This is a genomic window from Amycolatopsis silviterrae (assembly GCF_042684085.1).
GTDB classification, from domain to species: Bacteria; Actinomycetota; Actinomycetes; order Mycobacteriales; family Pseudonocardiaceae; genus Amycolatopsis; species Amycolatopsis silviterrae.
Window position 1 is genome coordinate 143,229 of the sequence record NZ_JBHUKS010000002.1, and the last position, 13,182, is coordinate 156,410.

General features: G+C 67.6%; 10 protein-coding genes. 7 read left to right on the forward strand and 3 right to left on the reverse strand.

Annotated features, from left to right (window positions below):
* The first annotated feature begins 113 nt into the window (after positions 1-113).
* Positions 114-1,268 (forward strand): exonuclease SbcCD subunit D, encoded by a 1,155-nt coding sequence (locus tag ACFSVL_RS01475; RefSeq protein ID WP_378299614.1) that lies wholly within the window; start codon positions 114-116, stop codon positions 1,266-1,268.
* Positions 1,265-4,228 (forward strand): AAA family ATPase, encoded by a 2,964-nt coding sequence (locus tag ACFSVL_RS01480; RefSeq protein ID WP_378299616.1) that lies wholly within the window; start codon positions 1,265-1,267, stop codon positions 4,226-4,228. The genes ACFSVL_RS01475 and ACFSVL_RS01480 overlap by 4 nt, the downstream gene beginning before the upstream one ends.
* 683 nt (positions 4,229-4,911) lie before the next feature.
* Here ACFSVL_RS01480 and ACFSVL_RS01485 read toward each other — a convergent pair.
* Together ACFSVL_RS01485 and ACFSVL_RS01490 are read right to left on the reverse strand one after the other, a co-directional pair.
* Complete coding sequence (locus ACFSVL_RS01485) at positions 4,912-5,415, reverse strand: methylated-DNA--[protein]-cysteine S-methyltransferase (protein ID WP_378299618.1); 504 nt, start codon at positions 5,413-5,415, stop codon at positions 4,912-4,914.
* 13 nt (positions 5,416-5,428) lie between these two features.
* Positions 5,429-6,838, reverse strand: coding sequence for a DNA-3-methyladenine glycosylase 2 family protein (locus tag ACFSVL_RS01490; RefSeq protein ID WP_378299620.1), 1,410 nt, complete (start codon positions 6,836-6,838; stop codon positions 5,429-5,431).
* A 102-nt stretch (positions 6,839-6,940) separates the two neighbouring features.
* On the opposite strand from ACFSVL_RS01490, the gene ychF reads away from it, so the two are divergent.
* The 3 genes from ychF to ACFSVL_RS01505 all read left to right on the forward strand — a co-directional run bounded on the left by ychF (position 6,941) and on the right by ACFSVL_RS01505 (position 9,220).
* The gene (gene ychF / locus ACFSVL_RS01495) at positions 6,941-8,023 is read left to right on the forward strand and encodes a redox-regulated ATPase YchF (protein ID WP_378299622.1); all 1,083 of its coding nucleotides are present in this window, start codon (positions 6,941-6,943) and stop codon (positions 8,021-8,023) included.
* A gap of 62 nt (positions 8,024-8,085) precedes the next feature.
* A complete protein-coding gene (locus ACFSVL_RS01500) occupies positions 8,086-8,382 on the forward strand; it encodes a PhnA domain-containing protein (protein WP_378299624.1) in 297 nt (98 codons plus the stop codon).
* Between the two features lies 1 nt (position 8,383).
* Positions 8,384-9,220, forward strand: a complete 837-nt coding sequence (locus ACFSVL_RS01505; RefSeq protein WP_378299626.1) for an alpha/beta fold hydrolase — start codon at positions 8,384-8,386, stop codon at positions 9,218-9,220.
* 35 nt (positions 9,221-9,255) lie between these two features.
* Here the strand turns inward: ACFSVL_RS01505 and ACFSVL_RS01510 are convergent, their stop codons facing one another.
* Complete coding sequence (locus ACFSVL_RS01510) at positions 9,256-9,846, reverse strand: cysteine hydrolase family protein (protein WP_378299628.1); 591 nt, start codon at positions 9,844-9,846, stop codon at positions 9,256-9,258.
* 49 nt (positions 9,847-9,895) lie between these two features.
* Here ACFSVL_RS01510 and ACFSVL_RS01515 point away from each other — a divergent pair, with 49 nt between their 5' ends.
* Positions 9,896-10,924, forward strand: coding sequence for a GlxA family transcriptional regulator (locus tag ACFSVL_RS01515; RefSeq protein ID WP_378299630.1), 1,029 nt, complete (start codon positions 9,896-9,898; stop codon positions 10,922-10,924).
* A 277-nt stretch (positions 10,925-11,201) separates the two neighbouring features.
* Positions 11,202-12,812, forward strand: coding sequence for a restriction endonuclease (locus ACFSVL_RS01520; protein WP_378299632.1), 1,611 nt, complete (start codon positions 11,202-11,204; stop codon positions 12,810-12,812).
* Positions 12,813-13,182: the final 370 nt, after the last annotated feature.

Below are 13,182 nucleotides of genomic sequence, written 5' to 3' on the forward strand. Positions count from 1 at the left end.
GATTCGAGGCTGGGCGTGTCCGAAGTGGCCCTGATCGGCTTCGTACACACGTTCGAGTGGGGCAACGGCGTGCCTCCGGGATTTCGTCGGTGTCTGCTCCTAACGTGGTCGCCGTGAGAATCCTCCATACGTCTGATTGGCACATCGGCCGCACGTTCCACGGCGCCGATCTGCTTACCGAACAGGAGGCCGTCCTCACGCACATCGCCGAACTCGTCGACCGCGAGTCGGTCGACGTCGTGGTGGTGGCCGGTGACATCTACGACCGAGCGGTGCCCTCTGCCGAGGCCGTTCGCGTGGCTACGGCCGCGATGACCCGCATCCGCCGGGCCGGCGCGGAACTCGTGATCACGCCGGGCAACCACGATTCGGCCGCGCGCCTCGGCGCGTTCGCCGAATTTGCGGCGGCGGGCGGGCTGCACGTCCGCGCGACCGTCGAGGGCATCGCGGAACCCGTTGTGCTGAAAGACGAACACGGCGCGGTCGCGTTCTACGGCATCCCGTATCTCGAACCCGAGCCGTCGCGGCACGCGCTGGGCGTGCCGGAGGCGCGCGGCCACACCGGCGTGCTCGGCGAGGCGATGCGACGGGTGCGCGACGATCTGGCCGGTCGTCCAGGCACGCGTTCGGTAGTGCTGGCACACGCTTTCGTCACCGGTGGCGAAGCCAGCGAATCGGAACGCACCATCGCGGTCGGCGGAGTGGAGCAGGTCCCCGGCTCGGTGTTCGACGGGGCGGACTACGTCGCGCTCGGACATTTGCACGGCCCGCAGACGCTCGCGGAGCACCTCCGGTATTCCGGAAGCCCGCTGGCGTACTCGTTTTCCGAAGCGCGGCAACGGAAATCGGTGTGGTTCGTGGACCTCGACGCCACCGGTCTGGCCGAGGTCCGGCGGCACGAACTGCCGGTGCCGCGTCCGCTCGCGACCCTCTCCGGGGAACTCGCCACGTTGCTCTCGGACCCGGATCATGAGCAGTGGCGCGAGCATTTCCTGTCTGTCACCGTCACGGATCGAGTCCGTCCGATCGACGCGATGCGGTCGCTGCAGGAGCGTTTTCCCTATGCGGTGCACATGGATTGGCGGCCCGACGGCGGGGTCGCGGGCACCGAACTGAAGTACGCGGAGGCAGTGCGCGGACGCAGTGACATCGAGATCGCGCGCAGTTTCCTCGACGACTGCCGCGGTGCTCCGCCGACCGAGCGCGAGGAGCGGCTTGTGCACCTGGCGCTTGAAGCAGCGAACCGGGCGGCGGTGGAGAAGCTGTGAGACTGCATCTGCTGGAGGTGGAAGCCTTCGGCCCGTACGCGGGCCGGGAGGTGGTGGACTTCGACGCCCTCGGTGCCGACGGTCTGTTCCTTCTCCACGGCGACACCGGCGCGGGCAAGACCACGCTGCTCGACGCGATCGCGTTCGCGTTGTTCGGCGTGGTGCCGGGCGCGCGCGGCGACGTCAAGCGGTTGCGGTGCGATCTCGCCGAACCCGATCGGCAGACCGAGGTCGTGCTGGAGCTGACCGTGCAGGGTCAGCGGCTGCGGATTGTGCGCAGCCCGGAGTACCAGCGGCCGAAGAAGCGCGGTGACGGGTTCACCACCCAGCAGGCTCGGGTTTCGCTGACCTGGGTCGGCGAACCGCCCGCCGGGCTGCCGCCGGACGGGAGCATCCGCATCGACGAGGTGGCCCGCACCGTCGAGCGGCTGCTGGGCATGACGAATGAGCAGTTCTTCCAGGTTGTGTTGCTGCCGCAAGGAGAATTCGCGAAGTTCCTTCGCAGTGACACCACGGAACGCGAGAAGCTGCTGGAACGGCTGTTCGGCACCGAGCGGTTCTCCGACGTCGAACGCTGGTTCGCCGACCTTCGCGCGGAACGCGGCCGCGCGCTGGAAAAGCGGCAGCAGGAGGTCCGCGAACTGCTCGCCCGCTACGCGCAGGAAGCACAGGAGGAACCTCCGGAGGACGGTCAGCCGGAGTGGGTCGACGCTGTGTTGACCAAGGTCGCCGCTGCGGCCGAGGCTGCGGAAACTGAGGCAGCGCAAGCACGTTCGGCGGCGAAGTCCGCGGAGGTCGCGCTGCGTGAGGCGGAAGAGGACGCGGAGAAGATCCGCCGGGTCCGCACCGCGCACACCCGGCTCACGCAGGTTGCCGAGCAGGCGGCCGAACGTGCTGAGTGGACGGAGGAAATCGCGGCGGCCCGGCGCGCCGGCGCGGTGGTTCCCGAAGCTGAGCTGATGGACCGGCGCACGGCCGAGCTTGGCGATGCGCAGGTGCTGGTGGCGGACCGGATCCGAGATCTCGCCGACCTCGGTTTCGACGCGGTCGGGCTCGCCGTCACCGACCTTCGTGAACGGGCGGGTTCCGTTCGCGAGGAAGCGGGCGCTCTAGCTGAGTTGGCTGCGGAAGCCACTCAGCAGAAGAGCGACGAGCAACGCCGTGCGGAGCGGCAGAAAGTCGCGGAGAAGGCCACCAAGCAGGTGGCCGGCCTCGCGGAGCGGTTGGCCGAGTTGCCCGGTCTGATCGCTGCCGCGCGTACCGAAGCGACGGTGGCGGGAGAAGCGGCCGCGAAGCTGGACGGGGCCAAATCTCGTGTCGAAGAGCTGACGGCGCTCACTCGCGCGGCCGAGGAATTGCCACCAGCCGAAGCCCGGGTCGCGCGTGGCGAAGCGAAACTGCGCGAAGTGGTCGACGAGCACCAGGCGGCTCGACAGCGTCGGCTCGACCTCCGCGAACGGCGACTCGACGGGATGGCAGCCGAACTGGCCGTTGGTCTGGCGGATCGCGCGGCGTGTCCGGTGTGCGGGTCAGCCGAGCATCCGGCACCGGCGAACCATGACGCGCCGCTGGTCGACGCCGCCGAAGAACGCGCAGCCGAGGAAGCCGAACAGAAGGCGTCGGCGCTGCGTCAGCGAGTGGTGTCCGCGTTGGAGGAGGCGAAGGCCCGAGTCGTCTCGCTCCGCGAACGGTTGGATGGGCGCACTGCGGAGGAGATCGCGACTGCGCTGACCGAGGCGCGGACGGTCGTCGCGGAACTCTCCCGACAGGCACAGCGCAAAGACCAGCTGCACGGAAAGGTCGCCGAGCTGGAGCGCGGTGCCGAGCAGTTGGCCGAACAGCGTCGTCTCGCCGAGCAGACGGTCACCGAGGCGACCGGTGAAGTACGGGCGCTGGACGAGCGGATGGCCGAACGCGAACAGCGGCTAATCGCGGGCCGGGGAGAATTCCCGGACGTGCCGTCCCGGCGACAGCACCTGCTCACCTTCGCTGGCGCGCTCGACTTGGCCGCCGAGGCGCACACCGCGGTGTCCGGCGCGGAGAAGCGGCTCGCGGAGCAACGGGATCTGGTCGAGATCTCGTTGCACGCCAAGGGTTTCGCGACCCTCGAAGAAATGCGTGCGGCCGTTCGCAGCGACGAGCAGGTCACGAAGCTCGAACAGGGTCTTGCCGAGGCCGAAGCGATGACCGCCGGTGCGCGGGAGATGCTCGCGCAACCAGAGCTGTTTGGGATCGCGCCGGACGACACGGTGGAGGTCGCGCCGCTAGCCGAGCGCGCGAAGGAGACACGTGCTCGGACGGACACCGCTTTTGCTGCGCAGCAAGCGGTTTCCGCACAACACCGCGAACTGGTGAAGCTGGCTGGACGGCTGAGCACGGCGCTCTCGGAGCTGCAGCCGTTGGAGGAGGAGCAGGCTGAACTCCGGGCGCTGTCCGACGTGGTCAACGGGCGAGGGCAGAACGCGCGGAAGATGTCGTTGCGCTCGTACGTCTTGGCCGCTCGTTTGGAAGAGGTCGCGCTCGCGGCGACCGCGCGCTTGCGGACCATGAGCCAGGGCCGTTACTCCTTCGTGCACTCGGATGCGGCGGGTGCACGTGGCACGAGGGGCGGCTTGGGCCTCGACGTGCTGGACGATTACTCCGGCACAGTGCGTCCGGCGAAGACGCTGTCGGGCGGCGAGTCGTTCCTCGCGTCGCTGTCACTGGCGCTGGGTCTCGCCGACGTGGTGGCAGGCGAAACCGGCGGTGCGTTGCTCGACACCCTGTTCGTGGACGAGGGTTTCGGCACCTTGGACGCTGAAACGCTGGACGTGGTGATGAACATCCTCGACGAACTCCGCGCCGGCGGCCGCGTGGTGGGCCTGGTGTCGCACGTCGAGGAACTCCGCCAGCGCATCCCCACGCGGCTGCGGGTGCGGAAGTCCCGCACCGGGTCGAGAGTGGAGCTGCAGATGGCTTGATGAGACACGAGCCAGGACCGAGCCGGGTGGCAGCCGGGGCCGGTGTGCCAAGGGCTGTGGGGTGGCAGGGCGTCTTGCTCCGGCGTGAGCGAGGCGGTGGCGGTTGGCTGGGCGCGGAAGGCTGCAGGCCTGGCCGAAGTCAGTCCGGCCAGGCTGAGCCCGACTCGACCAGGCTCAGCCCGACCCGACCCGACCCGACCCGACCGACCAGGCCCGGTTCGGCTCGGCCCAGTCCGGCCAGGCTCAGCCCGGTCCGGCCCGACTTGGCCCGGTTCGGCTCGGCCCGGCCAGACTCAGCCCGACCCGACCCGACCCGACCCGGCTCGACCCGATTCAGCCTGACGCGGCTCGGCCTGGGCTGGCTCGGCCCTACCCGCCCCGACTCGGCCCGCCCCAACTCGGCCCCATTCGGCCTGGCCCGGCTCGACTCGGCTTGGCCTGCCTCGACTCGGCCTGGCCCGACCTGGCCTGGCTTGGCCTGGCCCGACTTGGCTCGGTCCGGCCCGGCTCGGTCCGGCTCGGCTCAGCCTGACTTGGCCCGGCTCAGCCTGGCCTGGCTTGGCCTGATCGGACCTGACCTTGCGCGCTTGGCGATCCTGGCTGCGCTCGGCCATCCCAGCGCAGCCACTCCGCCGACCCAGCCACTCTGCCGACCCAGCCAACCCGCCGACTCAACCCAGCCCTCAAGCGGACTCTTCGTGGTGCAGGAGCCACCGCTTAGCGTCCGTCCCCCAGCGGAAGTTGCCGATCGCACCCCCGGTCCGCACCACTCGGTGGCAAGGCACGAACAACGCCGTCGCGTTGCGGGCGCAAGCGGTCGCGGCCGCGCGGACTGCGGAGGGGTTGCCCGAGAGGGTCGCGTACTCCGCGTAGCTCACCGGGCTGCCTGCCGGGACCTTGCGCAGCATCTCCCACGCGTGCTCGCGGAACGGGCCTGACCGCTGCCGTACCTCGATGTCGGCAACGGCGTCGAGGTCGCCGCCGTGGTAGCGGCGGATCGCGGCCGTCACGGGGCCCAGGTCTCGGCGTTCGGTCAGGGTCGTCGGGGCCAGGGACGGCGAGATGAGCGGCGTCAGTTCGGCGACGTCGCCTGTCCAGCCGGAGGCCAGTACTGCGCCGTCGCCTGCCACCACTGCGGTGAACGGGCCGATTTTAGTGTCCAAAGTGGACCAAAAAGCAGTGTGCACGGGAAAAGTCTCCTCAAGCGGTTCGGGAACTGAGATACCTGCTGGCGTACGAACTCCACGGCTGCCAGCCGCGCGCGGACGTCGTCAGGTCGATGCCCAGCTCGGCCGCGCTGCGGCGGACGGCTGGGTCGGCGGTCAACAGGACGTCGGGGGCACCGAGCAGGCGCATCACGACGTAGTCGGCGGTAGCCGGATCGACACCGGCCGCGAGCATTTCGGCGCGCAACTCGTCGGCGTCCCGGCCTACGTGGAGGTCCAGTTCACCGGCGACAATCGCTGCGGCGACCTTCTTGACCAGCGGTTTCACGTCAGCCTCGGCGATGGCCGCTGGAGTGGGGAAGAGGGTCGTCAGGGCGTCCATGGGCGGGTCGGCAGGCGGGACTGGCTCGCCGAGCTGGACGACGTCGGCTACGGCCGAGCCCAGTAGAGCGCGGAGCAGGACTTCCGGACCGTCGACGGCACCCGGCACGCGGATGCCCGGTACGGCGGCGACCAGCGGGGCCAGCGCCTCGTCGGCGGACAGGACGCGAGAGACCGCCTCCGGGTCGGCGTCCAGGTCCAGCAGCCTCCGTACTCGGCTGACTGCGCTGCTCAGGTCTCGCAGGTCCGAGAGCGCCAGGTCGCACTGCACGTAGCCGGTGCGCGGGCTGACCCACACCGAGGCCGGGCCGTGTGGCAGCCGCAAGGTGCGGCCGTAGCCGTCCTCCGAGACGGCTTCGATGCCGGGCAGTGCGCGCGAGGCGTGGTAGTTCAGCACGCCTTCCGCGTCGAACGGTGCACGGAACGGCAGGCGCAGGCTGAGCCGTGTCGCGCCGCTTGGTTCGTTGCGTTTTCCGCGGCGCAGGCTGGCTGCGCGCAGCTGAGACGGCGTCGTCGCGAACACTTCGCGGATCGTTTCGTTGAACTGCCGGATGCTGGAGAACCCGGCGGCGAATGCGACGTCGGTGAGCGGCAGTTGCGACATCTCGATCAGCAAGCGCGCCGAGTGGGCGCGGTGGGCTCGGGCGAGGCGGATCGGGCCAGCCCCCAGTTCAGCCGTCAGCACGCGGCCGAGCTGGCGTTCCGAATAGCCGAGCTGACGGGCCAGGCCGGGCACGCCTTCGCGCTCGACCAGGCCGTCCGAGATCAACCGCATCGCGCGGGCGGCCAGGTCAGCGCGCACGTTCCAATCCGGCGAACCCGGGACCGCGTCCGGCAGGCAGCGGCGGCACGCACGGAAGCCGCCGGCCTGCGCGGCAGCTGAAGTGGGGTAGAAGCGGACGTTTTGTGCCTTCGGCGTCAGCGCCGGGCACGACGGGCGGCAGTAGATGCCGGTGGTGCGCACCGCCATGATGAATTGGCCATCGAACCGCTGGTCGCGGGCGGTCACCGCGCGGTAGCAGCGCTCGGTGTCGCGCCAGATCGGGATGGTCGAGGTAGCCATGCCGTCGATGATGCCAGCAGGTGAGAGCCTCGACTGGCGGAAAACCGACACGACGTTACCGGGTCGGCGGGGGCGTCCGCGCGGCACGTAGACTCAACCGCCGTGAGCCTGACCCTCGGTATCGTCGGCCTGCCCAACGTCGGCAAGTCCACCCTGTTCAACGCGCTGACCCGCAACGACGTGCTCGCCGCGAACTATCCGTTCGCCACGATCGAGCCCAACGTCGGCGTCGTGCCGCTGCCGGACCCGCGGCTGGACCAGCTGGCCGAGGTCTTCTCGTCGGAGAAGACCGTGCCCGCCGTGGTGTCCTTTGTGGACATCGCGGGCATCGTGAAGGGCGCGTCCGAGGGCGCGGGGCTCGGCAACAAGTTCCTCGCCAACATCCGCGAGGCCAACGCGATCTGCCAGGTCATCCGCGTGTTCGACGACCCGGACGTGGTGCACGTCGACGGCCGGATCGACCCGATGTCCGACATCGAGACGATCAACACCGAGCTGATTCTCGCCGACCTGCAGACCCTGGAAAAGGCGCTGCCGCGGCTGGAGAAAGAGGCCCGCACCAAGAAGGAAGCGCGGCCGGCGCTCGAAAACGCCCAGAAGGCCAAGGAGATCCTCGACTCCGGGCGCACGCTGTTCCAGGCGCAGAAGGACATCGACGGCGAGGCGCTGCGCGAGCTGAGCCTGCTCACCACGAAGCCGTTCCTGTACGTCTTCAATGCTGACGAGGCCGTGCTCACCGACGAAGCGCGCCGCGAGGAGCTGACGAAGCTCGTCGCACCCGCGGACGCGGTGTTCCTCGACGCGAAGGTCGAGGCTGAGCTGCTCGAACTGGACGACGAGGAGTCCGTGCGCGAACTCCTGGAGTCCGTCGGCCAGCTGGAACCGGGCCTGAACGCGCTGGCCCGCGCGGGTTTCCACACGCTCGGCCTGCAGACCTACCTCACGGCGGGCCCGAAGGAATCCCGCGCCTGGACGATCCTGCAGGGCGCGACCGCCCCGCAGGCCGCCGGCGTCATCCACACGGACTTCGAGCGCGGCTTCATCAAGGCCGAGGTCGTGTCGTTCGCGGACCTCGTCGAGGCGGGCTCAATGGCGGCCGCGCGATCGGCGGGCAAGGTCCGGATGGAGGGCAAGGACTACGTGATGGCGGACGGGGACGTGGTGGAGTTCCGCTTCAACGTCTGACCGGTTTCGCCGTGCCTGGAGTGTGGTGAGCCGTACACGTATGAAAGCGGCGCGCTGCTGGTGTGCCCGATGCGCGGCCAGAGGTCAAGGGTGCTGGCGGCGGCGTGGTTGAGGTCGGCACCGGGGTGCGGGGTATCCACGACATCGACGCGACCGTGCCCGGGTTCGGCCGCATGCAGCTCAAGTCGAGCGTGGTGAAGAAGTCCGGCCGGGCGGCTGCGGGCCCGGCTGGTCCCGGGGATCCGCCCACAGCTCTCGGACTCGCCAGGCGGTGCCATTTCAGTTGCCGGTTCGGCTGGTCGGTCGCTAGCGTCCGGCTGGCGTTCGCCGAGACTTTTCCGGAGCAGGCAAGGTGCTGAAATGGACATCGCAGCGAAAACCTCGGACGGGCGAATCCTGGCCGGAGCGTCGTTCGGGCCGCTGGACGGGCGTCCGGTGCTGTTCGTCGCGGGTGCCGCGACCGGTCGCAGCATGCGTTTCGCCGAGGATCTGCTGGACGAGGCCGGCGTGCGGCTCTTGACGATGGATCGGCCCGGAATCGGGAAATCCACTGTGGACCCACAGCGGACTCTCGCTTCGACCGCGGCCGACTATCGAACGTTCGCGGAGAGTGCCACCGGAGAGTCCGCTATTCCGGTGGTGGCGAATTCGCAGGGAGGCGTGTTCGGGCTTGCCGCCGCGCAAGCGGGGTGGGTATCCCGACTGGTGCTGGTCTCTCCGGCGGACGAACTCGCATACTCGGCGATTGCCGCGATGCTGCCCGCGGAAGCGACGCAACTGGCTGTTCTCGCGCGGGAGGACCCCCAGGCCGCAGCCGATGTCTTGCGGACCTTCACCGCGGAGTCGATGGAGGCGATGGTGCTGAACGGGGCGCACGAGTCCGATCGTGCGTTCTACACGTCTCCGGACTTCCATCCGCTTTACCGGCGTTCCCTGGCTGAAGGGTTCGCGAATGACGGTGCGGGTTATGTCTGCGACACACTGATCGCGATGCGGCCGTGGGAACTGCGTTTTGCGGAAATACCCACCCCGGTCATGATCCTTTTCGGTGCCCACGACCTTGGTCATTCGCCCGATCATGGCGCGACGCTCACCCGTCGGATTCCTGGTGCCCGGCGCGAAGTGGTTCCGGGCGCTGGAGGCGCACTGTTGTGGACCCACTCGGGTGAAGTGCTGAAAGCGCTCAGCCAGCACTGACGGACATCGCGACGGGCAGCGTCGCGCCTGATCGGCTACGCCAGGTCGGCCACGCTCGGGACCACCACTCCGTAAAGGTCAGCGATCGTCGCCAGCGCACTGTGGTGCAACTGCTCGGCGTTCACTTCGGCCACCGCTGTCGTCAGCGGACGGGTGGCGCACGCGTCGGCGACCACGGTCGGGTGGTTACCGCGCAGGAACGCGCCTTCGGTGGTGAACGTGACGCACATATTGGTCATGAACCCGGCGATGACCACGTTCTTGTGCCCAGCCGCGTCCACCTGCGCGCCGAGATCGGTGTCCACAAAGGAATTCGGAGCGCCCTTGACCACGACCGGCTCACCCTCGATCGGCGTGACGTCCGGGTGGATGCTGCCGATCTCGGCGCGGATGTCGTACGGCGTGCCCTCGCCGCTGTCGTGGATGACGTGGATCACCTTCGCCCCGGCGGCGCGGGCCTTGGCGAGCAGGTCTTTCGCGGCGGTCAGGGCTGGCTGCCAGCCCTCCAGCTCCATCACGCCGCGGGTGTAGGTGTTCTGGTAGTCGACCAAGATCAGCGTCGAGTCGGCCAGTGTTGCCGGGGTCTGGTCGAGACCGTTCAGTTCCCGCAGCGTCGTCCTCGTCATGTTCGGATTTCCTCTCGTCCGGTCCGCACGATCGACGCTAGGCTCGGCGGTGGATGTCGGCAATGACATGCAAAGCGCAGAAACCGACATGGGGAGTGCGATGAAGCGGCTGATGGTCGTCGTCCTGTTCGACCGGATCGATCTGCTTGACGTGACCGGGCCGGCCGAGGTGTTTTCCTTGCTGCAGCGGGAAATGGACCGGCCGACGGGCTATGAGGTGGTGCTCGCGGCGGAGACGCTGGACCCGGTGACCACGTCGGCGGGGGTGCGGGTGCTGCCGGACGTGACCTTCGCGGAGTTGGCGGGGAGGGCGATCGACACCCTCGTCGTGCCGGGTGCGGTCAAGACCGCTGCGGATGGGGAGATTGTCGCTTGGTGTGACCCCGAGGTGGTCGACGAAGTTCGCCGGCTGGCTGGGCATACGCGCCGGGTGGCGTCAGTGTGCGTTGGGGCGCACATTCTTGCCGCGGCGGGGCTGCTCGAGGGAAAACGCGCCACTACGCATTGGTCGACCGCTCGGCAGCTGGCGGCGGAGCATCCGGGAGTGACGGTCGATGCGGATCCGATTTTCATCCGCGACGGTTCGGTGTGGACCGGGGCTGGGCTGAGTGCCTGTCTTGACCTCGCGTTGGCGCTGGTGGCCGATGATTACGGTCTGGAGCTGGCCTCGCGGGTGGCTCGTCAGCTCGTCATGTTCCTGCGGCGGCCGGGTGGGCAGAGCCAGTTCAGCGTGTCGCTGGAGCCCGCGTCCGCGACCCGGCGGGTGGATGAGTTGCGGCACCATATCGCCGCGCATCTGGCGGATCCGCTGACGGTCGCTGACCTTGCCGCGCATGCCCACGTGACGGATCGGCAGATCACGCGGGTGTTCAAGGCGGAGCTGGGGATGACGCCCGCCGCCTACGTCGAGCATGCGCGGGTCGAGGCGGCGCGGCATCGGTTGGAGACTACTGATGAAACGTTGTCGCGCATTGCCGGGAATTGCGGATTCGGCACTGTCTCGACGCTGAACCGTGCTTTTCGGCGGACTTTAAACACCACGCCCAGCGAGTATCGGGAGCGGTTTCGGATCAGTTAGTCATCAGACTGTGCTATTCGGGTGTGTAGCTAGGATCGATGAAGCTCGCCATCGACGGCTGCTGTGCAAGCTTGTCGGGCTCGTCTGATCACTCGGCCTTCTAAGCACGCTTTGTAACATTTGCGTGCTGATTAACGCAGTTGGACCAATCAGCTTGCGACGTCCGAGTGATCGTGAAGTGGGGTCACGGCTGGCCACCTAAAGTCGATCTGGGTGACGGGTTACTGCTGCTCTCGAACCATCCGTGGATCAGCCGCAGACGAGGCGGAGGCAGGGCATGGCGCAAAGCAAGGGGCAACAACGACGTGAGCGCGAGCGCCGCGCAGCCTTGCAAGCGCAGAAAGCTCAAGAGCGGTTCATCGCTCAACAGCAGCGGGAAGCTGAACGCCAGCAGCGCGAGACCAAGCGCGCGGAGGCACAGGCGGATCGCGACCGTAAAGCACAGTACCTCGCAGAGCGGGTTGCGGAAGCCGAAGAACTCACATCGACGACGGCCGCCCGCAGTGCAACACTTGCAAGTGTTCTGCACGCGGGCCTGACGCGGCAAGCACTACTTGACTTTCGTGGCATGCGTCTTGACTTCGTTGCTGAGGAATGGTCGGCGGGAAAGCTTTCCGATGCGGAGCGAGCGCCGCTTTGGGAAGACTTCGCTCCACCAGCGCCCGGTCTTGTATCTCGCATGTTCGGCGGAGACACCCGTTATAACCAGGCCGTCCAGCAAGCTCGCCTGAGATTCGAGCAGGAGCAGGCGGCTCATCGGCAGCGGGAAGCGCATCGTCTTGCCCAGCTCGATCACATTCGGCAGCAGCATGCGAACCGTGAAGAGGAGCGAAGGAAGCACGTCGACCAGCACAATGCGCAGGTCGACGCGCTCCGGACGGCGTTTCAAAACGGTGAGCAAGAAGCCGTCGAACGATGCCTCCGGATTGCGTTGGAGGCGGCACCAGTGCCAGAAGGTATTCCTCAGCTGGCCGAGGTCGGGTACCGGCCGGATAGCGGTCAGGTCCTGGTTGTCCGTGAACTGCCGGGCACTGAGGTGATCCCGGCTGAAACCGCGTTCCGGTACGTCAAAGTGCGTGACGCGATCGAGCCGACGCCGAGAAAGCCCGCAGACGTGCGGCAGAGATATGCCGATCTCATCGCTCAACTTGCGTTGCTCGCATTGCGAGACACTTTTGCCGCGACGTCGGCTGACCTGGTCAGCGAAGTCACGGTGAACTGTCACCTTTCAACTACGGACCGGGCGACCGGTCAGGCGATCCGGCCTTGTCTGCTCACTGTGTCTGCGTCCAGGGGCAAGTTCGATGAGCTGGTGCTGGACAAGCTTGAGCCGCGGGAGTGCCTCCGTCACTTGAACGCCCTGATGTCACCTCACCCGTATGACGTCGAACCGGTAAAGCCGATCTTCGATCCTGACTTGACGCGGTTCCGCCTCGTCGATGCCCACTCCGTAGCGGCGGGCTTGGATTCCCGGACCGTACTGGTGGAGCAGACACCGAACGAGTTCGAACACCTCGTCCGGGAGCTGTTCGAAGCGATGGGCATGAAATCCTGGGTGACCCAAGCGTCGCGAGATGATGGCCTCGACGCGATTGCAGTAAACCCGGATCCGGTCATGGGCGGTCTGGCAGTCATCCAGGCCAAACGCTACGTGAAGAGTGTTCCGGTCGAGGCGGTGAGAGCCCTCTGGGGCACGATGGAGGACAAGAAGGCGGGAACTGGAATCATGGTCACCACCTCCTATTACGGCAAGGCGGGTCATGATTTCGCGCAGCGGAACGAACGCCTCCGGCTGATCGAGGGCCCGGAGCTGAAGCATCTGATCAAGGAGTTCCTCGGTCAAGATGTCATCGTCGGAGCAAAGGAACCGCCCAAGAACCGTCGATAACGGGTCATGGTGTTCGCTCCGGTGCCGGAGGTTCAAGCTCTGCCGCGGTGAGGGCTTCCCATGCCAGACGTCGCCTAAGAGTGCCGACTAGAGGTCGACATCGTCGTGGCGCCGAGTTGCTTCGTGAGCGGCCGCCGCGAGCATTCGCCGCGGCGTGCCGCTCAAGCAAGTCTGGACGTTCGCCGAGAGGCTCAGCCGAGCAACCCGAGCACGATCATCGACAGAAGGACGAACGCGGTCGCGAACACCGAGACCCAGGTGCGCTGTGCGACGGTGAGCTGGGCGGACGTGCTGTTCATGGCGGGTCCTAGCGGGGCGAGTGCCGATGATTACCGCTGGGATAGCGCCTTGATCTAGCTCACTGTTACCG